Here is a 23,874-nt window from a genome sequence, read left to right as displayed (position 1 = left end):
GAAGAACACCCCGTGTTACCCCGGCGTCGCCCTTTCCCCATACACGGACAACACCCCGCGGGCGGTGGGCGGGGTTAGAGGAGCGCGTCCGTGAGGTGGTTCGGCGTACCGAAGCGGTGGGCCGTGATCGAGACAGCCTGCTCGCGCACGAACGGCAGCAGCTCGAGGCGGCCCGCTTCTGTCGCCTCACCCGCGTAGACCGCGAGGTCCGGGCGTCCGCCGGTCGCGGCAGTGATGGAGGCGGCGTCGGCGCCCAGCAGCCGGATCCGCCCTGCCCCGTGGGCGCGCACCCGTGCCTCCCAGGCGATGTCGTCCTCGACGATGACCATCGTCGCCGCCGCGCCGAGCGCCTCGGCGAGCTGCGGAGGTAGCGCCGACGCACTCGAGAGCACCACGCGCGCCTGCGCGGTCGCCGCCGCGACGGCCACGCGCACGAGCGAGCCCACTGGCTCCCCGACGGCGAGGCGCACCAGCACGGCGGAGTCGTAGGGCAGGTGCCGGAACACGTTGCGCTCCGCCTCCAGCCCCGTGACATCGCGGGAGCTACCGATGTGCTCGGCCCACGCGGCCGCGCAGCTGCGCGCGGTGCGCTCGACGGTCGCCGACTCCTGGGCCGAGAGTTCGGCCAGTGCCGCCGCGACCAGCCGCGAGGCCGACGGTGGGACCGGTGCGGTCGCCTTCGCTGGAACGGCGCTCCACGAGCCGAGCCCGAGCAGGTAGTCCGGCCCACCCGCCTTGGTGCCCGGGCCCACGGCCGACTTCTTCCAGCCGCCGAACGGCTGCCGCTGCACGATCGCGCCGGTAATCCCGCGGTTCACGGAGAGATTGCCGGCGTGGATCCCCTCCAGCCACGTGCCGATCTCGGCCGGATCGAGTGCGTGCAGTCCCGATGTGAGGCCGTACTCGACCTCGTTGACCAGAGCGATGGCCTCGTCGAGGGTCGGCGCGGTCATGATCCCGAGGATCGGCCCGAAGTATTCGACGCGGTGAAAATCGGAGCCGCGCCGCACGCCGTCGCGTACGCCTGGGCTCCACAAACGGCCGGAGCCGTCGAGTCGACGCGGCTCCAGCAGCCACGTCTCGTCGGCGCCGAGCATCGTCAGCCCGCGCAGCAGCTTGCCGGCGGCGGGCTCGATCACCGGTCCCATCCGCGAGGCGGGGTCAGTCGGGTAGCCGACCGTCAGCGAGGCGACCGCGTCGAGCAGTTGCGCGCGGAACCGTTTCGAGCGGGCGACGGAGCCGACCAGCACCACGAGCGAAGCGGCCGAGCACTTCTGGCCGGCGTGACCGAACGCGCTCGCGACCACGTCCTTCACCGCGAGGTCCAGGTCAGCCGACGGGGTGACGATGATCGCGTTCTTGCCGCTCGTCTCGGCGAGCAGCGGCAGGTCGTGGCGGAACGAGCGGAACAGTTCCGCCGTCTCGTAGGCCCCCGTGAGGATGACGCGGTCGACGGCGGAGGACGCGATCAGGTGGCGGCCGAGGTCGTCCTCGGGCAGGCGGAGCAGCCGCAGAGCCTCACGGGGCACGCCTGCCGCCCACAGTGCCTCGGCCACGACGGCTCCGCAGCGGGCGGTCGGACCTGCGGGTTTGAGCACCACGGCGGAGCCGGCTGCCAGCGCCGCGAGGGTGCCGCCGGCCGGGATCGCGACCGGGAAGTTCCACGGCGGAGCGACGAGGGTCAGTGCGGCCGGGTGGAAGCGCGCGCCGTCGATCGCGTCGAGCTCTCGGGCCCGCTCGGCGTAGTAGTGCGCGAAGTCGATCGCCTCTGAGACTTCTGGGTCGCCCTGGTCGAGGGTCTTGCCGCCCTCGGCCGCCATCACCTCCAGGAGTTCGGCACGACGGGCTTCCAGCTCGTCGCCCGCGCGGTGCAGGATGCGCGCGCGCTCGTCGGCCGAAACGTCGCTCCAGCCGCTCGCGCGCGTGACCGCGAGGGCCTGCTCCAACTCGTCGCGAGTCGTGATCGTGGCCGCCTCGATCGCATCGACGCCCGCTCGCGACTCCGGGACGCGCGCGAGGATCGCCTGCGCCCACTCGCGGTTCACGGCCACCGACGGGTCGGTATCAGGGGTGCTGCGGAAGTCGCCGAAACCGGGGCGACCGGCGGCGGCGAAACGCTCCGGCACGCGGTGCGCCGAGGGCACGGCGCGATCCAGTGCAGAGACGGAGGCGCGGAACCGCTCCTCCTCGCGGGCGAACAGCGCCGGGTCGGCCTCGAGTTCGAACACTGCCGACATGAAGTTCTGGCTCGACGCGCCCTCCTCCAGCCGACGGATCAGGTAGGCGATTGCCACATCGAATTCGGCCGGCGCGACGACAGGCGTGTAGAGCAGGAGCGAGCCGACCGTGCGGCGCACCGCCTCCGCCTGGCCCTGCGCCATGCCGAGCAGCATCTCGTACTCCATCCCCTCGCGGACACCGCGCGTGCCCGCGAGTAGCCACGAGTAGGCGACGTCGAAGAGGTTGTGCCCCGCGACGCCGACCCGCACGTTCCGAATCCGCTCGGGGTGCAGCGCATAGTCGATGACGCGCTTGTAGTTGGTGTCCGAGTCCTGCTTCGTGCTCCAGGTGGCCAGCGGCCAGCCGTGCACGGAGGCTTCGACCTGCTCCATCGGCAGGTTCGCGCCCTTGACCAGCCGGACCTTGATGCCCGCTCCGCCGCGAGCGCGACGGGCCGCGCTCCACTCCTGGAGGCGGATCATCGCCGAAAGCGCGTCGGGCAGGTAGGCCTGGAGCACGATGCCGGCCTCGAGGTCGGCGAACTCCGCCCGGTCGAGGATCCGCGTGAAGACCGCGATGGTGAGGTCGAGGTCTTTGTACTCCTCCATGTCGAGATTGATGAACTTCGCCGGAGTGGAGGAGGCGGCCCGCGCGAACAGCGGCGCCAGTTCCTCGACGATGTCCTCGACCGCCGCCTCGAACGCCCACGGGTTGTGCGGAGCGACGCTGGAGGAGACCTTGATCGAGACGTAGTCGACGTCGTCTCGGGCGAGGAGGCGGTGCGTCCCCTCGAGCCGGCGCTGCGCCTCCGCGCACCCGAGGACGGCCTCGCCGAGCAGGTTCATGTTGAGCCTGACGCCGTCGCGGCGGATCGCGGCGATGGCCGGGCCGAGGCGCGAGTCGGTCGCGTCGATGATGAGGTGGCCGACCATCCGCCGCAGCACCCGGCGCGCGATCGGCACCACGACGTCGGGGAGCAGCGGCGCCACTACGCCACCCAGGGCGACCGCACCGCGCATCGGAGCCGGGAGGAACCGGGGGACCCGGCCCGCGATCGAGCGCAGCGCCGCGGCGGCCACGCGGGTGTCCTCGGGGCGGACGACGCCGTCGACGAAGCCGACCGTGAAGTCAAGGCCCGACGGATCCTTTAGCACGCCCGCGAGCTGCGTCCCGGAGGCGTCGGTGGGGATCGCGGAGGCCTCGCACAGCCAGCGGCGCACCAGAGCGACGCTCTCGTCGATGAGGTGGGGGTCGACGGAGTCGGGGGCGGGGGCGCCGGTGGCGAGAGCGGGGTTGGCGAGATCCGTCATGGTGCGGTCCTTCTGCTCTGAGAGTCAATCCCTCCAGTATCGGGCCGAGTATCGTTGAGTAGAAGCGACCGTTCCTTACCGGTACCGGTTAGCTCAGCTGAACGTCGGGAGGTGCGGCGTGCTCGATGTCCGCCGCCTGGTCCTCCTGCGCGAGGTCGCCATCCGCGGGACCCTGGCCGCCGCTGCCGAGGCCCTTGCCTACAGTCCGTCTGCCGTCTCGCAGCAGCTCGCCGTGCTCGAACGTGAGACCGGCGTCGAGCTACTGCGCAAGTCCGGGCGGCGCGTCCAGCTCACACCGCAGGCCGAGATTCTGGTCGAGGCGGCGGGCGAGGTGCTGGCCCTGCTCGAGCGGGCGGAGGCGGCGCTCGCCGCGTCGGGCGAGTCGGTGACGGGGAGGGTGCGCGTGGCGGTGTTTCAGTCGGCGGCGCTCGCGCTGATGCCGGGGGCGCTGCGCGCGGTTGCCGAGCGCTTCCCGGAGGTGCGCGTCGAGATGGTGCAGCGTGAGCCGGAGGGGGCGCTGCACGAGACCTCCTGGGCGCGGGAGTTCGACCTGGTTGTCGCCGAGCAGTACCCCGGGCACTCCACCTCGTGGCTCCCGGGTTTGGTGCGCAGCGACCTCACGACCGACGCGATCCGGCTCGCGGTGAGCCGTGACTCCGCCGTGCGCGACCTCGCCTCCGCCCGCAACTGCGCCTGGGTGATGGAGCCGCGCGGCACCGCGAGCCGCCACTTCGCCGAGCAGACCTGCCGCGTCGCGGGCTTTGAACCTGACGTCCGCTTCGAGACCGCCGACCTCCAGGCGCAGATCCGCCTCACCGCCTCCGGCCACGCCGTCGCCCTGATGCCCGACCTGGTCTGGGCAGGCGAGGAGCCGGATTGTCGCCTCCTCGACCTGCCGGGCACTCCGCTCCGCACGATCTTCACGGCCCAGCGCGAGGCGGGCCTGTCCTCGCCCGCCGTCCGGGTCTTCCGCGAGTGCCTGGCCGAGGTGGCGGGGCGGTACGCCTGAGCCGTCGGCGCCTTGAGCTGGACGGAGGGTCGATTGCTCTGTGAGTGCTGAATACGTCCCTCCACAGGGCCGATTCAGGGGGAGATTGTCCGGAACAGGACGATTCGCGCCCCGCTGTCGGTGGTCACTGGTTCAATACATGTATGAGAGCACACGGAGCGACACTGGCAGCGGCGGAGGCGGCGCTCGGCGAGGTGCGCGCACGCGGCGATCGGGCCGCAGCGCTCGCCCGCTCGGCGTCTCCGCTGCTCCTGGCGTCGGCCGAGGAGCTGTACGCCGGGTACCGCATCGCGCTCGAGCGTCCGGAATCATTCGCCCGAGGGTCGGCGCCGCACGTCTCGAGCGAGCTCGCCGAGCGATCGATCCGTGCCGAGTTCGCGGTCGCCCTCGGAGTCTCCGAGCGGGTCGCCTCTCGCGAGCTCGAGAATGCGCGGCTCCTCGTCGAGGATCTGCCGGCCACCCGTTCCGCGCTCGCCGAGGCGCGGCTGCGCTGGGAGGCGGGCCAGGCCGTGTGCGCGGTCGCGGCCACCCTGCCACCGGGCTCCCGGGCGGAATTCGACGCGCGGGCCGCCGATCTCGCCGCCCGGTCCACCCCGACGCAACTGCGGCGTGCTCTGGCGAGGCTCCGCGAGGAGCTTCACGAGCAGCCTCTCGCAGAACGCCACCGACGCGCCCGCGAGGACCGCGCTGTGTGGCTGAGCCCCGAAGTGGACGGCATGGCGACGCTCTGCGCTCTCCTCCCGGCATCGGTCGCGGTGGGGGTGTACGCGCGTCTTGACCGGATCGCTCGGATCCTCCGCGATGGTGCCGCGGGAAGCGATGGTGCCGCGAGAAGTGCTGGTGCCGCGGAAAGTGCTGGTGCCGCGAGAAGCGATGGTGCCGCGAGAAGTGCTGGTGCCGCGGAAAGTGCTCGGGCCGAAGGAAGCGAACCGGGTGCCGAGGGCGCCCCCGTCCCTGGTCTCAACGGGGGCGACGAGCGCACCCTCGCGCAGCTGCGGGCCGACGCCCTGGCCGACATCCTCTGCGACGCCGACGTCATCGGCACGATCCCCGACGAGGCCGGCGCCAATCGCCCCGCTCCGACCCTGGTCCCGGGTGTGCGCGCCGAGGTGCGCGTCACCCTGGCCGCGAGCACCGCCTCCGGCCTCGACGACGCCCCCGCCGAACTCGACGGCTACGGTCCGATCCCCGCCGGCACCGCCCGGAACCTCCTCCCCGCGACCGTCACCCGGGTGATGACCGAGCCACGCACGGGCGCCGTCCTCTCGGTCGGTCGCACCCGCCGACTCCCGCACCGCGAGCTGCGCCTCCTCCTCCAGCTCCGTGACGTGACCTGCAGGTTCCCCGGCTGCACCCGCTCCGCCAGCGGCGCCGAGGCCGACCATGTCATCGAATGGCGCAACGGAGGTGGCACCGATCCCGGCAACCTCGCCAGCCTCTGCGTCGCCCACCACCACGTGCGACACGGCGATCGCTGGATCTACGTCCTTCACCCCGACGGCACCGCCGACTGGACCACCCCCACCGGTCGCCGCATCACGACCCGGCCACCGGCCCTCGAGGCGCGACTGCGATCAGGCCCCCGCCCGAGCTTCGACGACCGCCCACCGCCGTTCTGATGCCCTGCCCTGCCCTGCCTGAACTCTGCCCTACGCCGCCAGGAAGCGGTCCGCCGTCCGCAGCGAGAGCGCCATCGTCGTCAGCGCCGGATTCGCGATCAGCGAGCTCGGGAACACCGAGGTGTCGCACACCCACAGGCTCGGCACGTCGAAGCTACGGCCGTCGGAGTCGACCACCGCGTCGCCAGCATCCGTCCCCATCCGCACCGTACCGAGCGTATGCGCCGTGCGCGCCAGCACCCGAGTGCTCGTCGCGCCCGCCGCTTCCACGATCGCGGTCATCGTCCGAATCGCGTGCCGGTCGATCGCCTCCTCATTCGCGCCCGCCGAGAACGTGACACGCGCCTTCGGCACCCCGTGCTCGTCCAGCTCGTCGGTCAACTCCAGCCGGTTGCCGTCCGCGGGCAGGCACTCGGCGTTGATCCCGACCCCCGCGGCGTAACGGTAGCCGTCGAGCGCCTCCATCAGCTCACGGCCCCACAGTCCGCCACCGCGGGCGAGCGCCGTGGCGTAGGTCAACGGCATCACGCCGAGGCTCTGGATCAGGTACCCGCCCGCAAAGTCAGCGTCGACCGGCCGCACAGTCTCCTCGCTCATCGCGGAGGAGGGATACCCGCGGTAGCCGCGCATCTCGCTCTCGAACGTCCCCCACACTTGGGTGGCACCGTGGGTCAGGAAGTTCCGCCCCACCTGCCCACTGCTGTTCGCCAGACCCGTGTGCAGCAGGAGCCGCGGCGTCTCGATTCCGCCCGCGCAGAGGAACAGAGCGGAGCAGCGCTGCCGGTGCTCCACTCCGCCGCTCGTGTAGACCACGGCGCGCACCCGGCCCGCGGTGTCCAGCTTGATCCCGTGCACGAACGAGTCGGCGCGGATCTCGGCGCCGGCCCGCACCGCCTCCGGCAGAGAGGTCACGTCCATGCTCGTCTTCGCGCCGGTCCGGCACCCCTGGTGGCACTGGCCGCAGTTGACGCAGGCGGGGCGGCCGTCGTCCCGCGCCCCGCTCAGCACGGCGGCGGGCGCGCCGGGTCCCACGGGTACTCCGCCGGCCCCGCCACTCCGATCGACGCCTCGACCCGCTCGATGTACGCGGTGAGCTCCGCGTACTCGATCGGCCAGTCGCGGCCGACCCCCCAGTCGCTGCGCAGCCGCAGGTCGCGCGGGTCGGGACGCGGCGTGAACGCCCCCCAGTGCAGCGTTGAGCCGCCGACCCCGCGGCCGCTGTTGTTCTGCCCGAAGGCGGTGGGGGTCTCGCCTCCGCTGAGGCGCTCCTGCATCCAATTGATCTCCACGGCCGCCGTCTCGACGGCAGCCGTCTCGTCGGCCGTGTGCCCGAGCGGATCGACGTGCGGCCCGGCCTCGAGCGCCACCACGCGCAGTCCGCGAGCGGCGAGCGCCGAGAGCAGCGGCGCACCGCCCGCTCCCGTGCCGATCACAACGGCGTCGACCGTCTCGTCCAGCGGGAAGCGGCGCATGCCGGTCGTGTTCATCGGTGATCCCTCGTGGTCGGTTCCCAGTTCTCGCGATCGTCGGCGCCGAGCAGCCGGAAGCCCGTCACGAGCGCAAGCGTGTCGCCGCCGCTGGCGTAGCCGTCGTAGCCGATCCGCGCCATCGAGGCGGGGTGTGCCAGCCACTGCTTCACCAGGTCGACGCGGCAGTCCTCGAACCAGGCGGTCAGCTGGTCGGCACTGAGCTGGTCGGCACTGAGCTGGTCGGCACTGAGCTGGCCTGGTGTGGCCGTCCCGTCGGCGACCGCCCTCAGCCAGGCATCCTGCTCGTCGGCGCCGAGGTCGGCGAAGCCGCGGAGAGTATCGAGCGCGAGCCCGTAGGCGACCGGGTCGGCCGGCAGGTCCGCGTTGCGCCAGCCGTCGCCCTCGCCGTTCGCGAGCTGCGTGTCGACGCGGGCGGCCAGGTCGATCCGGCCGCCCTCCTGCGGAACCACCCGGTCGGCGATCGCGCGGAGGTCGGTGAGCTGCGCGGCGGTCAGGGCTCGCGGCGCGTACTCCGGGTCGTCGGCAAGCGCGCGCACGGCGAGCAGGCCGCGCACCCGCGCCGAGGTGCGGGCGGAGGCGATGATCGCGCCCACGTCGGCCGGCACGATCGGCGCGACCCCGGCCTCCTCCTCCCAGAACCGCCGGATCGCGGCGGCCACCTCTGCCGGACGCTCGAACGGCAGCAGGTGGCCCGCCCCCGCGAGCGTGAGCAGCCGGCCGCGGGAGTAGAGGGAGCCGTTGAGGCGGCGCTGTGCGTCGACACCGAGGTCGCCGTCCTCGCCGCCCGCGATCAGGAGCGCCGGTACGGCGTCGAGCGCGGCCTCGGCCGTGCGGTCCTCGCGGCTGCCGTGCTCGAGCCAGTCGCGCCAGCCCTCGGGGGAGGAGCGGCGCAGCTCGGCCAGCGCCTCCGCGTTAGTCTCGGCGGGCAACGGCGATCCCACGTTCTGGTCGATGAACTCGCGCGCCTGCGCCTCGTCGAGTGGGCCGTCATCGACCCAGCCGAGCATGGTGGAGCGGCGCTCCTCCGCCATCGGCTCGGGCGAGAGCGGCGACCCGGCGAGCAGCACGACTCCGGCCAGCCCGAACAGGCCCGACCGGCCGGTGATCGTGCGAGAGGCGACCAGCGAGGCGATCTTGCCGCCCATGCTGTGCCCGAGGAGCAGCCAGCGGGAGGCGCCGTGCTTGCGGATCCGGCGGATCGTGGCGGCGGTCATCGCCTCGAGCGAGGTGCCGGAGCCGCCGGGCAGGTCGAGCGCAACGAGGTCGGCGACGTCGGCGAGCTCACGGCGCAGCGCGTCGAAGGCACGGCCGTCGAGCCCGAGTCCGGGCAGGGCGAAGAGAGTGAAGCGGGGGCTCGTGGACACGGGCGTCCTGTCGGATCGGCCGCGCCACGACAGTGGGGAGCGGGAGGGGGCGGAGGCGGCCGCCTTCATCCCAGCACACGGCGCCCGCGCGCCCCGACCCTTGCATCGGAGACGCTCTCGTGCAACCCACGCCCTCCCGCCGCAGGGCCCCGATCAGATGATCGCGCCGGACGTCCAGCACGCCGAGTCCCTGCTGCTCCTCTCGATCTCGTCCCCGAGGCTGGCCTGAAGCCGCCGTGCGCCGCGCGGTCGAGTCCGCCGCGCCGTCTCAGTGCAGGGCCAGCGACACCGCCAGCGCCACCATCACGACCGCCACGGCCGCGTCGAGCACCCGCCACGCGACGCGGCTCCGGAACAGCGGACGCAGCGCCCGAGCCCCGAACCCGAGGGCGGTGAACCACAGCACGCTCCCCGCCGCGGCGCCCGCCCCGAACCACCAGCGCTCCTCGCCGTATGAATTCGCGACCGAGCCCAGCAGCACGACCGTGTCGAGGAACACGTGCGGGTTAAGCAGCGTGAGCGCCAGGCACGTGCCGATCGCCGTGCGGAGCGAGGTGGACGCGCCGGCCGGGTCGCCGTCAAGCGTTCCTGGGCGCAGAGCGCGTCGGGCGGCGAGCACCGCGTAGGCGAGGAGGAAGACGATGCCGCCCCAGCGGATCACCACCAGCAGCCACGGCGCCGACTGAAGGACCGCGCCGATCCCCGCAATCCCCACCACGATCAGAGCGGCGTCGCACAGCGCACAGATCGCCACGACGACCAGCACATGCTCGCGACGCAGTCCCTGACGAAGCACGAAGGCATTCTGCGCGCCAATCGCCATGATGAGCGAGAGACCAAAGCCAAACCCGGCGAGAATCGCAGACACCCTCTGACCGTAAGACCCGCTCGCCCCGGAGACCAGCTCGCGGTGGGGGAGGTGTTGCGGCGGGGTGTGGCGGGCGCGTAGGGTAACAAAGTTGCGTGCATCTGCACGCGCTTGCGTGCTGCCCTCGCGGGCGGGAGCTGCGGCTCCCACCGGCTGGGCGGCGGTACGCCGACAAGTGACCTTGGGTGGGTCGGGCGAGGCTGCGTGCCGCGCGTGATCCACGGTAACCACACACGGAGGAAACCATGGCAGCAGTCTGCCAGGTGACCGGAGCCGTCCCCGGCTTCGGGCACGCCATCTCGCACTCGCACCGGCGCACTAAGCGCCGCTTCGATCCGAACGTGCAGAAGAAGACGTACTACGTTCCGTCGCTTCGCCGTAACGTCACCCTGACCCTCTCGGCCAAGGGCATCAAGGTCATCGACGCCCGTGGCATCGAGTCCGTCGTCAAAGACATTCTCGCTCGTGGGGTGAAGATCTAATGGCAAAGCAGCAGGACGTCCGTCCCATCATCAAGCTCCGATCGACGGCCGGGACCGGTTACACCTACGTGACCAAGAAGAACCGCCGCAACGACCCCGACCGTCTCGTACTCAAGAAGTACGACCCCGTAGTGCGCAAGCACGTCGACTTCCGCGAGGAGCGCTAAATATGGCTAAGAAGAGCAAGATTGCCCGCAATGAGCAGCGCAAGGTGGTCGTTGAGCGCCATGCCGCCAAGCGCCTTGAGCTGAAGAAGGCCCTCATCGACCCGGCTGGGACCGACGAGTCCCGCGAAGCCGCCCGCGTCGGCCTGCAGAAGCTCCCCCGCAACGCGTCGCCCGTCCGTGTCCGCTCGCGCGACGCCGTCGACGGCCGCCCCCGCGGCAACCTCACGAAGTTCGGCATCTCGCGTGTCCGCTTCCGCGACATGGCCCACCGCGGCGAGCTGCCCGGCATCACCAAGTCCAGCTGGTAGCGATTTCGTTGTGTGAACGACTCAGGGCCCGTGATCCGATGGATGACGGGCCCTGAGTGATCGAGGGAGTGGGGCCGTAAAATGACCGGATGACCGACTCCAGACTGCCCAGCGTCGCCGAGATCGCTGCGCTCATCGACCACGCGATCCTCAAGCCCGAATTGACTCGCGGCGATGTCGACTCCCAGCTCGATGAGGCGCGCGCGTCCGGCGTTTTCAGCGTGTGCGTCCGCCCCTCCGACATCGCGCACTCCGTCGCCCGGCTCGAGGGCTCGGGCGTCCTCGTCGGCACGGTCATCGGCTTTCCCCACGGCACCACGTCCACCGCGGCGAAGGTGGCGGAGGCGCGCCAGGCGCTCACGGACGGCGCCGTCGAACTCGACATGGTCGTCAACATCGGTCGCCTTCGCTCCGGCCTGCTCCAGGATGTCGAGAACGACATTCGCGCGGTCGTCGAGGCGGCAAGCGGGCACGTCGTGAAGGTCATCCTCGAGACGAGCTTCCTGGATGACGAGCAGATCGTCGAGGGCAGCCGTGCCGCGGAGCGAGCAGGCGCCGACTTCGTGAAGACAGCAACCGGATTCGCCGGCGGCGGCGCCAACGAGCACGACCTGCGCCTGATGCGCGGCGCCGTCTCTGAGGCCGTGCAGGTGAAGGCTTCGGGCGGCGTTCGGGACCTCGACACGCTCCTCGCCTACCGCGATCTGGGCGTCACCCGCTTCGGTACGAGCGGCTCCGCGACGATCCTCGGTGACCTCACCGCGCGGCTGGCGGGCGATTCATCCGCCGCTCGCGTCGACTCCGGCTCCTACTGACCCGCCCAGATCCCGGACATCTGCGTTCCCGGGCATCTGCGCTGGGTGCCACGCGGGAACTCGCTCAGATCCGGCTGGGTCCGTCGAGACTCTCGTCGCCCTCGCTGTCCAGCCCGATGCCCTCGACGATCTCGCGGTCGAGCCGGTGCCCTCCGCTCCAGGCCTCGATCACACACCGTGGGAAGGCCTCACGGTCGTCAGCTCCCATCCAGGTGGAGGCGGCTTCGCGCGCCCACGATTCGGAGGCGTACACGCCGATGATCTCGGTCCTGTCGTCCCAGGGTGTTGCGGTCATGAGCACGAAGTGGTCACCGTCCACGGTCGGGCCTCCTCGTGCTGCCGGGGTGATCGATCCCGAATGCCGTCAAGGACCAGATCGGACATTACCGGACAAAATACCGGCCTGTCGGGTAGGTCGACAGAACGACAGTGGCACGCTATAGGACCTCGTTCCTCAGTCGAGCGTCGCGCGCAGCCGCGTATTCAGGCTTCCCAAAGCGATCGCGATCTCGTTCCGATTACTGCCAGGAAGAAGCGCACAGCCCTGCTCGAGACTGTGGCGGAGGGCACGAATCCCCTCCTGGGAGACTTCGCCGCGGTCGACAAGCACCTGCACGGCGGCGAGCACGCCGATGAGGGCAACGGCGTCATCGAGATCGAGAAGATGGCTAGATAACGTCTCCATGTCGCTTCTCCTGTTCTGGTTCTGCCGTAGGTTCGGGACGTGCCGCGGATGTTGCGTCCGCCGCAGATCGGGTGGCGAGCCGATGTTTGCCTCTGCCCGAAGGCGCCACTGCGCGAGTGAACGAGAACAGCCGTGAAGTCCAAGCACGCCGGTGCCCCGGCGCCGTGGGGCCCGGGGCACCGGCGGGGGAGCGGTCAGGAGACACGCGACTCGGACTCGCGATTCTCGTCATCGGGGATGTGCACATCCTGTACGGTCACGTTGATCTCAGCGACCTCCATGCCCACAATGTGCTGGATCGCGCCGGCGACGGCACTCCGTACGTTCTCGGCAACGTCCTGGAGTGGAGCCGGGTACTCCGCGACGATGGTGACGTCGGCCGCGACCTGGCGCTCGCCGACCTCGACCTTGACGCCCTGGCTGCGGTCATCGTTGCCGATGGCCGTGCGGATGGCGCCAATCGCGCGGGCCGCGCCTCCGCCGAGGGCGTGCACTCCGGCGACGTCGCGCGCCGCGAGACCGGCGATCTTGGCGATGACGCCGTCGTCGATCACGGTGCGGCCGGCGGCGGCGGTGGCTGTGGTGGTCGAGGTGCTCGTGGCCATGGTCTCCTCATTTCGCTCGGTACCCGATCGATCGACCGGGAGGTATGCCGGTGAGACGCTCGGGTTCCCCTGATCGTCACGGTCACGTCAGCGCTGCCCAGGCAATTGTCAGCGAGCCGGACGATTCGCCCTCCCCCTCCCGCTGTGGTGCCATGGAGCCGTGACGAACGAGACGACCGCACCCGCCCCTAGCGATGACACGCGCGTCCGCTCGCGGTCCCTCGTGGTCTTGGCCCTCATCGGCGCTGTTGGTGGGACCCTCTCCGGTGCCTTCGGCGTCGGCGGCGGGATAGTGATGGTGCCGATGTTGATCGCATGGGCCGGGATGGACCAGCGCCGCGCCTCCGCGACGTCGCTGCTCGCCATCGCGCCCACGTCTGTCGCGGGGGCCTTCGGCTACGCACTCGCCGGGCAGGTCGCGTGGATCCCCGCCGCCGTCATCGCGGCCTTCGCGATGCTCGGCGCCGTCGCGGGGTCGTGGCTGCTCGCCCGGCTCCCGCTGGGCGTGCTGCGCTGGCTGTTCGTCGCGCTCCTGCTCGCGGCGGCGGTCAGGATGGCCGTATTCGGCTCCAACGAGTCGGGCGAGGTTGCGGAGGGCTGGGGTGTCTGGCCGGGATTCGCGGGCCTCGGCGGTGCGATGGGCGTCGCCTCCGGTCTCTTTGGCATCGGCGGCGGAGCGATTGCCGTCCCGGTGTTGGTGGGAGCGTTCGGCCTCGCCGACCTGCTGGCCAAGGGCACCTCGCTCGCCGCGATGATCCCGACGGCGATCACCGGCTCGATCGCGAACGCGCGGCGGGGGCTGCTCGACGTCCGCGGCGGCCTGGTCGTGGGTCTGACCGCGACGGCGTTCTCGTTCGCCGGAGTCGCCCTCTCGTTCCTCCTGCCCGCGCGCGTGTCCGGGATCCTCTTCGCGGCGCTGCTCCTGTTGGCCGCGGTGCAGCTCGTGCTGCGGGGGCGTCGGCCCCGGTCCTGACGCGGAGCCCCGGTCGGCCGTCACCTCTTTGCGTGGCACCATCGAGCGTGATGTTCCTCTTTTCTGCCGCATGAGTGCGGTCAGCTACCAGGCCGCGTCGATCCCGCTCCGCCTCGCTGGCGCGGGGATGATCGTCGCCCTCCCCGTTCTCGCCGTCGAGCGGCTCGACGACGTCGCGCTCGGTGGCGCGCTGACCGGAGCGGCACTATTCCCCAGTGTGATCGCGGCGCCGCTGGTGGGCACGGTACTCGACCGGATGCGCCACCCGCGCCGCCTGCTCATCGCCTCCGCCGTCACCACGGCACTGGCCTTCGGGGTGGCCGCGTTCCTCGGCGACGTGCCGACTCCGCTGATCGTGGTGCTGCTGCTGATCGCCGGCCTCGCCACGCCCGTGTACATGGGCGGCATGTCGAGCTTCGTCACCAGTGCCATCCCGGATGCGCGTCGCGCCTACGCGCAGGACTCGCTCTCGTACACGGTCGCCTCGATCAGCGGACCCTCCATCGTGGGCATCGCGGTCGGTCTGGGCGGAGCGCGCAGCGCGATGCTCGCGATGGCGGTGCTCGCGCTGATCGGGGTGGTCGGCTCGTTCGGCCTCGCGATGCAGGCGCGTCCGGCGCCCACCGTTGGCGTGCTCAGGACGGTCGTGGCGGGTGTCAGCCATCTGGTCCGGCACCGACCGATCGCGATCGTGACGTCGGCGGGCACGCTCAGCCAGGTCGCGGGAGGCGCGGCCGGCGTCGCCGCGATCAGCCTGTCGATGGAACGGCTCGGTACCGCCACCGCAGCCGCGTGGATCCTGACTGCCTACGCGGTCGGCGGCCTGGTCGGGGCGGCTGCGGTCGCAGCTCGGCGCTGGACTCGCCGGCCGCCCGCCTGGACGATGGGAGCGGCCTACATCGCGACCGGTACCGCGCTGCTCGTCGCCGCGCCGGACTTCGGCCTCGTCGTCGCGATCGCCGCTTTCGCGGTCGCCGGGGTGTTCACGGCTCCTGCCAACGCGGCGATGTTCCTTCTGCGCGATCAGGAGAGCCCGGCGGCCGTGCGCTCGCAGGTGTTCACGATCGGCGCGGGCCTGCGCTCTGCGGCCGCTGCCGTTGGCGCCGTCCTTGCCGGCGCGGCCTCGGGGTTCGGCGCTTCCTGGCTCATTGCGGGGATCGCGGTCGTGTGGATCGGATCGGGACTGTTGCTGCGCCTGTTCCCCGTTCGCAACCGAGGTTGAGAGGAGCTAAATGGGCTCCCCGGGGGGTTGTGGCGCGTTTCATCCTCGGTTGCGAACGCAGAGCCGCCGGCTCAGGTGGCGGTCCTCGCCAGAGTTCCCGTGCTCGGCCCGTCCGGATTGCTGATCAGGCAGTTGATCGTGCGGTCGCCGCTGCGCCAGCTCTCCTGCGTGGGGTAGTAGTAGCTGAAGTCGTACGGCGAGTCCAGATAGTCCGTGCCGGTGAACGACTCGAAGGCGGTGACGCAGTCGGTCTGGGCCTGCTTCGTGGCGACGGCCTCACCCGGGTACGACCCGGCGTCGGCCATGGTCAGATTCTGAAACACCTCATAGACGTGGGGCTCCGTGCAGGGCACGGTCGGCACATCCGTCACCTCGGTGGCCGTCTCATTCAGCTCCCCGTTCAGGCAGTCGCCGACCCGGAGCTGGAACACCTCGGTCGTGCCGCCCTTGATGATCTGCCCCGATTCCTCGTCGCGCGTCTCGCCGCCCATCATGGCGTTGATGCCCGAGCAGCCGGTCAGGCCGAGGGTGAGGGCCGCTCCGGCCAGGACGAGGGCGGATTGACGACGGTGCATGGGCGACTCCAGACGCTCGGTGGGCTCCCAGAGTAGGACTGAGGGAGCCTCTCTTTGCGCCCGTTGCGCAAAATGCAAGGGAGTGGTGGACGCCGACACGATCGGTTCGAATGGGCTGCATGGCTCACAAGACGGTCGCGGACCAGCTCATCGCGCAACTCATCGACGCCGGCGTATCCCGGATCTACGGGATCGTCGGGGACTCTCTGAATCCGGTCGTCGATGCCGTGCGTCGCAGCGGCGGTTCTGCGAAGGGAGGCATCGACTGGATCCACGTGCGCAATGAGGAGGCGGCTGCCTTCGCCGCGGGCGCGGAGGCGCAGCTCACCGGAAGGCTCGCCGTCTGCGCGGGGAGCTGCGGACCCGGCAACCTGCACCTGATCAACGGCCTCTACGACGCGCACCGCTCGTCCGCTCCCGTGCTCGCTCTCGCCAGCCACATCCCGAGCGTCGAGATCGGATCCTCCTACTTCCAGGAGACACACCCGGATCGGCTCTTCGTGGAGTGCTCGAACTACCGCGAACTGATCTCGACCGCGGCCCAGGCGCCGCGGGTCGTCAACGCCGCGATGCGCAGCGCCGTAGCCCTGCGAGGGGTCGCCGTCATCACGCTTCCCGGCGACATCGCGGAGTTGGAGGCGGTGGATGGCTTCCCCGCGTTCGTCCTGCCCGCGCCTCCCGTGCTGGTTCCCGCAGCCTCCGACGTGGCGGCGCTCGCCGCTGCCATCAACGAGGCGAAGACCGTCGCGATCTTCGCCGGTGCCGGAGTGCGGAATGCCCACGACGACGTTGTCGCGTTCGCCGAGCTCGTCGGGGCCCCGATCGGCCACAGTCTGCGTGGCAAGGAGTGGATCCAGTACGACAACCCCTACGACGTCGGCATGACGGGCCTGCTCGGCTACGGAGCCGCGCACGCCGGAATCCACGACGCCGACCTGCTCCTCCTGCTCGGCACCGACTTCCCCTACGAGCAGTTTCTCCCGGATGCGTCCGAGATCGTCATCGCGCAGGTCGACACCGACGCCTCAAAGCTCGGCCGCCGCGTGAGCGTCGCGCATCCCGTGCACGGCGACGTGGCCGCGACTCTCACCGCCCTCACCCCGCTCGTGCAGCGCAAGGGCCACCGCTTCCTCGACAAGACGCTGAAGAAGCACGAGAAGCTAGTGACCGGAGTCGTCGGGAAGTACACCGAGGTCGGCACCCGCAGTCCGATCCACCCCGAACTGGTCGCCTCTACCCTTGACGGCCTGCTCTCGGACGACGCGATCGTCACGGCGGACACCGGCATGGGCAACGTCTGGCAGGCGCGCTACATCACGCCCAACGGCCGCCGCCGTCTGATCGGCTCCTACTCGCACGGCTCGATGGCCAACGCCCTTCCGCAGGCCGTCGGTGCGCAACTCGCCTACCCCGGTCGTCAGGTCGTCTCACTCAGCGGCGACGGGGGCCTCTCGATGCTGATGGGCGAGCTGGTGACGGTCGCGGCGTACCGGCTGCCGGTGACGATCGTCGTGTTCAACAACTCCACGCTCGGGCTTGTGAAGGTCGAGATGCTGGTCGATGGGTTCCCCGACTTTGCGGTGGATGTGCCGATGGTCGACTACGCGAAGGTGGCGGAGGCGGTCGGCATCCGCGGTCTGCGGGTCGAGGACCCGCGCGAGGTGGAGGGGGCTCTGCGCGAGGCGCTTGCGGAGGGTGGGCCGGTGCTCGTCGACGTGGTGACGGATCCGCTCGCCCTCTCGCTGCCCCCGACCGTCACGGGCGCGCAGGTGAAGGGCTTCACGATGGCGCTGTCGAAGATGGTGATGAACGGAGGAGCCGGTGAGGCCGTTGCGCTCGCCCGCACCAACATCAAGCACGCACTCCGCTGATGTCACTCCGCTGATGTCACTCCGCTGATGTCGCCCCGCTGATGTCGCCCCGACTGATTCGTCACGAACGGTCGTCATTCTGCCCGAGTGACGACTCTTCGCGACGAATCAACGGTCACCGGCGCGGAGATCGCTCGGCGAGTGCGCGGCGCAGGCGCTCGATCGCGCGCTCAGGGTGGGGGAGGAACTCGGCGCCGACGATGCGGACGACCCGCACGCCGATCGAGGCGAGGTCGTCGTAGCGGCCGAGGTCGCGCGCAAACTGCCGGTTGCTTGTGCGGTGCCCGTCGCCCTCGTACTCCCACGCCACCCGCTCCCGGGGGTACCAGCCGTCCGGCCGACCGACGAACCTCCCGGCGGAGTCGTACAGCGGTACCTGCAGCAGCGGCTCCGGAATTCCCGCCCGCACCGACGCGACCCGGAACCGCGACTCCGGCCGCGAATCCGCCCCGTCGCGCACGAGAGCAGCGGCCTCGCGGAGCCGCACGGCGCCCCGCCCGCGGAAGGCGGCCGCGCGCGCCTGCAGATCGGGCAGCGGAACCCAGGGGCGTGGATCCGCCGGATCGCCGACGACCGGCGTGCGCACCAGCGCGTCGCCCACCGCGACGAGATCGTCCAGCTCGAGCAGAGCAGCGAGGTGGCAGAAGAGCGACGCGGGGTCGGTTACCGGGAGCCCGCGGCGCACGACGCGGCGGACCTCGGGATCGGCGACGGCGTGGCCGACGACGTTCCGATGCCGGGGTGCACGGTTCGGCCAACGGACGCAAATGTGCAGCGGCTCGTCCGCGGCGGCGGGAGGGAGATCGAGCGGCCAGAGGCACGCCGCCGTCAGATGACTGAGGACAGCTCCCGGACCGGCCGCCGTGAGAAGTGCCTCGGCGCGCAGACGCAGGGCCGGGTCCGGATCGGCGGTGCGGATCCCGTGGAAGGGGCGACCGAGATCGGAGCTGCGCAGACGCCCCCGGCTCAGTCCGCCGGCGCGCGCCTCGGCAACGGTGAAGGCGCGGTCCTGGAACTCGGCCGGAAGCGCGGAGGGCTCGTGCATCCGGCCACTGTGCCGCCTCCCGCGCCTCCCGAACCGTTCTCCACAGGCCGGATCGCGAACACACCCTGTCCGCGGAGTTCGATTCGTCACGAACGGTCGTCACTCTGCTCGGATGACGACCTTTCGCGACGAATCAGTCGGCACGCAGAGGAGCATTGACGCGCGTTACTCGCCGAAGGTGATGGCCTGGGCCTCAACGAGCTCGGGCTCGGGCTCGTGTGCGTCGGCTCGGGCTAGGGTGCGGCGGCCGAGGAGCACGATCAGCGCGGCGGCGGCCACGGCGCCAGCCGCCGCGTACATCGGAAATGCCGGCGAGATGGCAGCGGCCAGCGCGGAGGCGGCGGGCGGGGCGATCGCTCCGCCGAGGAAGCGGACGCCCGAGTAGGCGGACGAGGCGACGGAGCGTGGCAGGTCGGTCGCCTCCATGACGCACTCGGTCAACACCGTGTTGACGACGCCGAGCAGCAGGCCGCCGACGATGATGCAGACGATCAGGCCAACCCGCGACGAGATCGCCAGTCCGCCGGCGACCAGGTCGAGGGCGAGCAGCACCAGCACTGAGCGCAGCACCACGGTGCGCGTCAGGCGGGCGGTGACAAGCGGCGCGACGAACACCGAGGTGATCGCGACGCCCAAGCCCCAGCCGAAGAAGGTGAAGCCGAGGCCCATCTCGTCCAACCCGAGCGGATAGGGCGTATAGGCCAGCAGTACGAAGAAGCCGATGTTGTAGAAGAGAGCGGCGCCCGCGAGCGTGCGGATCGCGGGGACCTTGAGTGCGGCGAACGGAGCCGAGAGCGGAGTCGGCGTGGGCCGGGGACCGTCCTCGCGCAGCAGTGTCGTGATGGCGATGACCCCGATCGCCATCAGCACGGCGGTACCGAAGAAGGGTCCGCGCCACGAGACGCTGCCGAGCAGGCCGCCCAGCAGAGGGCCGATGGCGATGCCGATTCCCAGCGCGGCCTCGTAGAGCACGATCGCGGCGGAGGAGCCTCCGCTCGCCGCGCCGACGATCGTCGAGAGCGCGGTCGAGATGAAGAGCGCGTTGCCAAAGCCCCAGCCGGCACGGAAGCCGATGACGCCTTCGACGCTGCCCGCGGTGCCGGCGAGTGCAGCGAAGACGACGATCAGGACAAGCCCGATCATCAGCGTCTTCTTGGCGCCGATGCGGCTCGATAGCCAGCTCGTGAAAAACATCACCACTCCGGTGATGACGAGGTAACTCGTGAAGAGCAGCGAGGTCTCGGTTGGAGTCGCCTCCAGGCTTTCGGCGATCGCCGGGAGGATCGGATCGACCAGGCCGATGCCCATGAAGGCGATGACCGCGGCGAAGGCGACGGCCCAGACGGCCAGCGGCTGCTTCAGGATCGGATTTTGCGCGGAGGAATAAGAGGAGGACACTTCGAAGAATATAGCAGACCGATATATCCCCACAGGGCCCCGCGCTCACTCACGTTCTCCTCCGTTCGTGTGCCAAAATAGCCCGCAATCACGCGTTCACTCCTGCCAGCACCGACGAAATGGGCGGGCCGACCCGGTATGGCGCGACCGCACCGGCCCCGCACAGCGAAGGAGCACAGTCCGTATGAGTACCCACTACGCCGTGATCGATCCGGCCTCGGGCGAGACCCTTCGCGACTACCCCACAATCGACGACGAAGCCCTCGCCGATGCGATCGGATCCGCGCAGGCGGCCTACTCCACCTGGTCGCGTACCGTGCCCGTGGCCACGCGCGCCGCCCTGATCGCCCGGGTCGCCGACCTGCACGTCGAGCGCGCCGACGAGCTGGCTGCCATCATCGTCCGCGAGATGGGCAAACCGTTCGACCAGGCGCAGGGCGAGGTGGGATTCGCGGCCGACATCTACCGTTACTACGCCGAGAACGGCGAGGCGTTCCTCGCCGACGAGCCGATCGAGGTGGCCGAGGGCACCGGCACCGCGCTGATCCGCCGCGCTGGGCTGGGCGTGCTGCTGGGCATCATGCCGTGGAACTTTCCCTATTACCAGGTGGCCCGTTGTGCCGGCCCGAACGTGGTTGCCGGTAACACCATCCTGCTCAAGCACGCACCCCAGTGCCCGGAGTCAGCGGCCGCCATCGCCGACATCTTCCGCACCGCGGCCGACGAGTTGGGCGCTCCGGCGGACGTCTACGTCAACCTCTACGCCACGAACGAGCAGGTGGCCACCGTGATCGCCGACCCGCGGGTGCAGGGCGTGTCCGTCACGGGCTCCGAGCGCGCGGGCGCCGCGGTGGCCGAGCTGGCCGGACGCCACCTCAAGAAGGTCGTGCTCGAGCTCGGCGGCTCCGACCCGTTCGTGCTGCTCTCGACCGACGACCTCGACAAGGCGGTGGAGGATGCGGTCGCCGCGCGCCTAGACAACAACGGCCAGTCCTGCAATGCGGCCAAGCGTTTCATCGTGATCGACGAGCTGTACGACGCGTTCGCCGAGAAATTCACGGCGGCATTCACCCGGGCGCAGCCGGCCGATCCTTTCGCCTCGGGCACCGTTCTCGGCCCGCTTTCCTCCTCTGCTGCCACCGCGCGCCTCGAAGCGCAAGTGGCCGCCGCGCGCGAGCAGGGCGCGACCGTGCGCGCGAGCGGTACCGTGACCGGCAACTTCTTCCCGCCGGCCGTGCTCGAAGATGTGACGCCCGAGATGGACGCCTACCGAGAGGAGTTCTTCGGCCCCGTCGCCGCGCTCTACCGCGTACACGACGAGGACGAGGCGATCGCGCTCGCGAACGACACTCCGTACGGCCTCGGCTCCTACCTCTATACGACCGATTCCGAGCAGGCGTTGCGTCTGGCCGACCGGATCGACGCGGGCATGGTCTGGGTCAACCTGGTGCTGGGCGACGCGGCCGAGCTCCCCTTCGGCGGCGTGAAGCGCTCGGGCACCGGCCGCGAGATGGGCCGGCTCGCGCTGGAGGAGTTCGTGAACAAGAAGCTCATCCGTATCGCGTGAGCGGCCCGATACACGCCCGCTCGCGGTGCGGAGTTGCTGGACGAGCGTGTGCTTCACGAGAAACACCTCCGTGGCGGTGATGGCGCGGATGAGATGGGGTGTCGCGGACGGCTTCCCGCCGGGCGCGAAGGCACCCACACGACACGTATGGCGATGGTCACGAAGTCCCGTCACTCGAGCAAACGACCCCTTTTAGCGCACTATTCGGCGGTATACAAGCTGTTGTTTCGGCCGCTCAGGGGGGTTTGATGGTCATCAATCGGTGGGTTCCTCAGAGTCCACCAATTGGGGCAACGAATGCGTGCGCGCATGTCGAGGTAACGTGCACTGGGGGGCGTATGGACGCGAGAGTTGTTGAACCGGTAACGATTCAAGACGGTCCAATTTTTCGCGTGCGCCTATGGTCGCCACCACCAATCGAGGGGTATTCGTGGATGGTGGACGACTGGGAACTTGATGAGTGTAATCTCGACGAGGCTCTTGAGTGGGCGGAAGAGAAGTCAAATGGGAATCCATTCGAGCTGCTCGTGCGGGCTGGTTCAATGGATTTCTACCGCTTGAAAGGAAGCCCAGCCGACGAGGCGGGCGCTCAAGAAGACGTAATTCTGCGCACCAATCCATAAGATAGCGGAGAGGTGTAGTCATGCAAAACGACGGAAATAAAGGATTCAGGCGAGTGGCAGCAGTTACTCTAACTGTGGCACTAGCGGCGATAGGAGTAGGGATGACGGCCACGCCTGCTAATGCAGCAGTAGTTGGGGCCTGTACAATGAAAGCCAACAATCCCCACCCATCGGGGCATGTCAGCGGGCGGATCAACACTGAAGGGTCGATGATCTGCACGGTCGGCATGACTGAAATCTACATTCGTGCATATTTAGAAAAATCGAACGGTGCAAGCTGGGCAGGCGACACAGAGTCCTGGCTTGGCACGCCAGCAAACAAGACCTACAGCAGCTTCGCGAACGCACCTTGCTCGGAAGGACCTGCCACTTTTCGGACGCGGGTTTCGTATTCATTTACGTCTCCGCCCGGGGTGTCGCCGGCTTATACATCCAACATCATGTACTCCCCGTGGATCCCCACCGCCTGCGGCAGCAGTCGATCCGCTCAGACAACGGAGGCGAGCGGTGCCTGGACGAGCGATAAGGCGCTAACGGACGAAGTGACTGCGAAGACGACGCCCACTGGCGTAGAACTCATCTTTTCATTCGAGGGCTGACTTAAGGCGCATGAGGCGCGCGGCACGCATGTGGCGTGCCTCATGCCCCATCTATCCGGTAATTCACCTGTTGCTTTCAGCTTTCTCGTCCGTTGCACTGCTCGCACGGCAAGCGTCTCGGTCGATCGGGCGGCTGAATCGCAGGGCTTTTTCCTTCGGTGGCTCAACGGCTCAACGGCTCAGCGACTCAGCGGCTCAGCGACGACGTCCGAGTTGTCTGCGAGGCTGAGTAGCACAGGTCGAAAGCAGGCCGCGGGATCCTCATCAGGAGGCCTCGACGTAGGCGGCGGCGGCTTCGCGGAGGATCTGCGACTTGCTGACGCCGCGGCGTTTGGCGAGCTGGCTGATTTTCTGATCGAGCGGCTTGGTCGAACGGACCCTCCACATGGGTCCTACCGGCTCCTCGGCGTCGAGCCGGGGTCGGCCGCGGGCGATGATCACGGCATCGTCCAGAGTGTCGGCGCCGGTCGCTGCAAGTAGCGCCGCGCGGGCGTGCTCGGCGGCTTCCTCGCCGCGGAGCTGGGTGCCGGGGAGGGGCGCGAGTTCGCTGCGCTCTGCGCGTGCGGCGAGGTCGTCGTAGTCGTGCACGTCGTCTCCTTAGTTCAGTAGGTGCCGGTACAGTTCGCTGAGTTCCATGACGTGGAAGATCGTCAGGGTCCGCGGCGGTCGCATCGCGGCGATCACTTCGATGTACCGGTCTGTCTGCGGGTGCGGGTGTCCGACGTAGACCGTCGAGCTTGTCAAGTTGTGTGTGTAAGTGGGTGGAGTCTCGGGTTTAGAGGTAGCGGTTGATGCGTTCGGGATAGACGAGGGAGAGCTGTTCGAGGGCTTTCATCCAGTTCGTCACGACTTGTCCTTCGACGAGGCGTCCTTCGGCTTTGCGTTTCGCGCCGTGGGAGAGGCCGCGCTCGTTGGCGCGGTCGCGGGCTCGTTTGTCCTCAATGTTGCAGATCGCGAGCCAGAGCAGCTTCACAGCTGCTTGGTCGTTCGGGAAGTGGCCGCGGTTCTTGATGATCTTCCGGAGTTGGAAGTTCAGGGACTCGATCGCGTTGGTCGTAT

General features: G+C 69.7%; 26 protein-coding genes. 12 read left to right on the top strand and 14 right to left on the bottom strand.

Going from position 1 to position 23,874, the window contains the following annotated elements; all coding sequences use genetic code 11:
* Positions 1–74: 74 nt before the first annotated feature.
* Positions 75–3,530 (bottom strand): bifunctional proline dehydrogenase/L-glutamate gamma-semialdehyde dehydrogenase, encoded by a 3,456-nt coding sequence (locus tag B0H03_RS13225; RefSeq protein WP_104265495.1) that lies wholly within the window; start codon positions 3,528–3,530, stop codon positions 75–77.
* A 118-nt stretch (positions 3,531–3,648) separates the two neighbouring features.
* Here B0H03_RS13225 and B0H03_RS13220 point away from each other — a divergent pair, with 118 nt between their 5' ends.
* The gene (locus B0H03_RS13220) at positions 3,649–4,539 is read left to right on the top strand and encodes a LysR family transcriptional regulator (RefSeq protein ID WP_104265494.1); all 891 of its coding nucleotides are present in this window, start codon (positions 3,649–3,651) and stop codon (positions 4,537–4,539) included.
* Positions 4,540–4,682: 143 nt separating this feature from the next.
* Positions 4,683–6,158, top strand: coding sequence for an HNH endonuclease signature motif containing protein (locus B0H03_RS13215; protein WP_104354013.1), 1,476 nt, complete (start codon positions 4,683–4,685; stop codon positions 6,156–6,158).
* Between the two features lie 30 nt (positions 6,159–6,188).
* On the opposite strand, the gene B0H03_RS13210 is transcribed toward B0H03_RS13215, so the two are convergent.
* The 4 genes from B0H03_RS13210 to B0H03_RS13200 form a co-directional block, all read right to left on the bottom strand.
* Positions 6,189–7,166 (bottom strand): GMC oxidoreductase, encoded by a 978-nt coding sequence (locus tag B0H03_RS13210; protein ID WP_241560511.1) that lies wholly within the window; start codon positions 7,164–7,166, stop codon positions 6,189–6,191.
* The gene (locus B0H03_RS17135) at positions 7,160–7,645 is read right to left on the bottom strand and encodes a GMC family oxidoreductase (RefSeq protein WP_237399577.1); all 486 of its coding nucleotides are present in this window, start codon (positions 7,643–7,645) and stop codon (positions 7,160–7,162) included. Before B0H03_RS17135 ends, B0H03_RS13210 begins: the two co-directional genes overlap by 7 nt.
* Entirely contained in the window at positions 7,642–9,012 is a 1,371-nt protein-coding gene (locus B0H03_RS13205; protein WP_160487365.1) for an alpha/beta hydrolase, read from the bottom strand. The genes B0H03_RS17135 and B0H03_RS13205 overlap by 4 nt, the downstream gene beginning before the upstream one ends.
* A gap of 268 nt (positions 9,013–9,280) precedes the next feature.
* The gene (locus B0H03_RS13200) at positions 9,281–9,880 is read right to left on the bottom strand and encodes a LysE/ArgO family amino acid transporter (protein WP_241560445.1); all 600 of its coding nucleotides are present in this window, start codon (positions 9,878–9,880) and stop codon (positions 9,281–9,283) included.
* A 245-nt stretch (positions 9,881–10,125) separates the two neighbouring features.
* On the opposite strand from B0H03_RS13200, the gene rpmB reads away from it, so the two are divergent.
* The 4 genes from rpmB to deoC all read left to right on the top strand — a co-directional run bounded on the left by rpmB (position 10,126) and on the right by deoC (position 11,652).
* Positions 10,126–10,362, top strand: coding sequence for a 50S ribosomal protein L28 (gene rpmB / locus B0H03_RS13195; RefSeq protein ID WP_055786157.1), 237 nt, complete (start codon positions 10,126–10,128; stop codon positions 10,360–10,362).
* A complete protein-coding gene (gene rpmG / locus B0H03_RS13190) occupies positions 10,362–10,529 on the top strand; it encodes a 50S ribosomal protein L33 (protein WP_027692168.1) in 168 nt (55 codons plus the stop codon). The genes rpmB and rpmG overlap by 1 nt, the downstream gene beginning before the upstream one ends.
* A 2-nt stretch (positions 10,530–10,531) precedes the next feature.
* The gene (rpsN, locus tag B0H03_RS13185) at positions 10,532–10,837 is read left to right on the top strand and encodes a 30S ribosomal protein S14 (RefSeq protein ID WP_104265491.1); all 306 of its coding nucleotides are present in this window, start codon (positions 10,532–10,534) and stop codon (positions 10,835–10,837) included.
* 89 nt (positions 10,838–10,926) lie between these two features.
* Positions 10,927–11,652, top strand: coding sequence for a deoxyribose-phosphate aldolase (deoC, locus tag B0H03_RS13180; protein WP_181075070.1), 726 nt, complete (start codon positions 10,927–10,929; stop codon positions 11,650–11,652).
* 64 nt (positions 11,653–11,716) lie between these two features.
* On the opposite strand, the gene B0H03_RS13175 is transcribed toward deoC, so the two are convergent.
* The 3 genes from B0H03_RS13175 to B0H03_RS13165 all read right to left on the bottom strand — a co-directional run bounded on the left by B0H03_RS13175 (position 11,717) and on the right by B0H03_RS13165 (position 12,942).
* Positions 11,717–11,971, bottom strand: a complete 255-nt coding sequence (locus B0H03_RS13175) for a hypothetical protein (RefSeq protein ID WP_104265490.1) — start codon at positions 11,969–11,971, stop codon at positions 11,717–11,719.
* A gap of 135 nt (positions 11,972–12,106) precedes the next feature.
* Positions 12,107–12,337: a hypothetical protein gene (locus B0H03_RS13170; RefSeq protein WP_104265489.1), complete on the bottom strand. Its 231-nt coding sequence runs from the start codon at positions 12,335–12,337 to the stop codon at positions 12,107–12,109.
* 194 nt (positions 12,338–12,531) lie between these two features.
* Positions 12,532–12,942 carry an Asp23/Gls24 family envelope stress response protein gene (locus B0H03_RS13165; protein ID WP_104265488.1) on the bottom strand — a complete coding sequence of 137 codons (411 nt, stop codon included), beginning with the start codon at positions 12,940–12,942 and terminating at the stop codon, positions 12,532–12,534.
* Between the two features lie 160 nt (positions 12,943–13,102).
* Between B0H03_RS13165 and B0H03_RS13160 the strand changes: the two genes are divergently transcribed.
* A complete protein-coding gene (locus B0H03_RS13160; RefSeq protein ID WP_104265487.1) occupies positions 13,103–13,915 on the top strand; it encodes a sulfite exporter TauE/SafE family protein in 813 nt (270 codons plus the stop codon).
* 70 nt (positions 13,916–13,985) lie between these two features.
* Positions 13,986–15,137 carry an MFS transporter gene (locus B0H03_RS13155; RefSeq protein ID WP_104265486.1) on the top strand — a complete coding sequence of 384 codons (1,152 nt, stop codon included), beginning with the start codon at positions 13,986–13,988 and terminating at the stop codon, positions 15,135–15,137.
* A 71-nt stretch (positions 15,138–15,208) separates the two neighbouring features.
* Here B0H03_RS13155 and B0H03_RS13150 read toward each other — a convergent pair whose 3' ends face one another.
* On the bottom strand, positions 15,209–15,712 hold the full coding sequence (locus tag B0H03_RS13150) for a septum formation family protein (protein WP_104265485.1): 504 nt from the start codon (positions 15,710–15,712) through the stop codon (positions 15,209–15,211).
* Positions 15,713–15,831: 119 nt separating this feature from the next.
* Here B0H03_RS13150 and B0H03_RS13145 point away from each other — a divergent pair, with 119 nt between their 5' ends.
* Positions 15,832–17,583 carry a pyruvate dehydrogenase gene (locus tag B0H03_RS13145; protein WP_104265514.1) on the top strand — a complete coding sequence of 584 codons (1,752 nt, stop codon included), beginning with the start codon at positions 15,832–15,834 and terminating at the stop codon, positions 17,581–17,583.
* Positions 17,584–17,698: 115 nt separating this feature from the next.
* On the opposite strand, the gene B0H03_RS13140 is transcribed toward B0H03_RS13145, so the two are convergent.
* Together B0H03_RS13140 and B0H03_RS13135 are read right to left on the bottom strand one after the other, a co-directional pair.
* The gene (locus tag B0H03_RS13140; protein ID WP_104265484.1) at positions 17,699–18,628 is read right to left on the bottom strand and encodes a hypothetical protein; all 930 of its coding nucleotides are present in this window, start codon (positions 18,626–18,628) and stop codon (positions 17,699–17,701) included.
* 165 nt (positions 18,629–18,793) lie between these two features.
* A complete protein-coding gene (locus tag B0H03_RS13135; protein ID WP_104265483.1) occupies positions 18,794–20,026 on the bottom strand; it encodes an MFS transporter in 1,233 nt (410 codons plus the stop codon).
* A 184-nt stretch (positions 20,027–20,210) separates the two neighbouring features.
* Between B0H03_RS13135 and B0H03_RS13130 the strand changes: the two genes are divergently transcribed.
* The 3 genes from B0H03_RS13130 to B0H03_RS16280 all read left to right on the top strand — a co-directional run bounded on the left by B0H03_RS13130 (position 20,211) and on the right by B0H03_RS16280 (position 22,815).
* A complete protein-coding gene (locus B0H03_RS13130) occupies positions 20,211–21,593 on the top strand; it encodes an NAD-dependent succinate-semialdehyde dehydrogenase (protein ID WP_104265482.1) in 1,383 nt (460 codons plus the stop codon).
* Positions 21,594–22,027: 434 nt separating this feature from the next.
* Positions 22,028–22,216: a hypothetical protein gene (locus tag B0H03_RS16285; protein ID WP_127843992.1), complete on the top strand. Its 189-nt coding sequence runs from the start codon at positions 22,028–22,030 to the stop codon at positions 22,214–22,216.
* Positions 22,217–22,317: 101 nt separating this feature from the next.
* Complete coding sequence (locus B0H03_RS16280) at positions 22,318–22,815, top strand: hypothetical protein (protein ID WP_127843991.1); 498 nt, start codon at positions 22,318–22,320, stop codon at positions 22,813–22,815.
* A gap of 264 nt (positions 22,816–23,079) precedes the next feature.
* On the opposite strand, the gene B0H03_RS13125 is transcribed toward B0H03_RS16280, so the two are convergent.
* From B0H03_RS13125 to B0H03_RS13120, 3 genes are all read right to left on the bottom strand, one after another.
* Positions 23,080–23,403, bottom strand: coding sequence for a ribbon-helix-helix protein, CopG family (locus tag B0H03_RS13125; protein WP_104265481.1), 324 nt, complete (start codon positions 23,401–23,403; stop codon positions 23,080–23,082).
* Positions 23,404–23,412: 9 nt separating this feature from the next.
* The gene (locus B0H03_RS16675; protein ID WP_164860200.1) at positions 23,413–23,559 is read right to left on the bottom strand and encodes a hypothetical protein; all 147 of its coding nucleotides are present in this window, start codon (positions 23,557–23,559) and stop codon (positions 23,413–23,415) included.
* Positions 23,560–23,590: 31 nt separating this feature from the next.
* Positions 23,591–23,874 (bottom strand): transposase (locus tag B0H03_RS13120; RefSeq protein WP_207774250.1); only part of this gene is annotated, 284 nt, incomplete at its 5' end.

The organism is Rathayibacter iranicus NCPPB 2253 = VKM Ac-1602, assembly GCF_003149025.1.
Lineage (GTDB): Bacteria > Actinomycetota > Actinomycetes > Actinomycetales > Microbacteriaceae > Rathayibacter > Rathayibacter iranicus.
The sequence above is the reverse complement of the archived record's forward strand: the minus strand, read 5'-3'. Positions and strand labels throughout refer to the sequence as shown.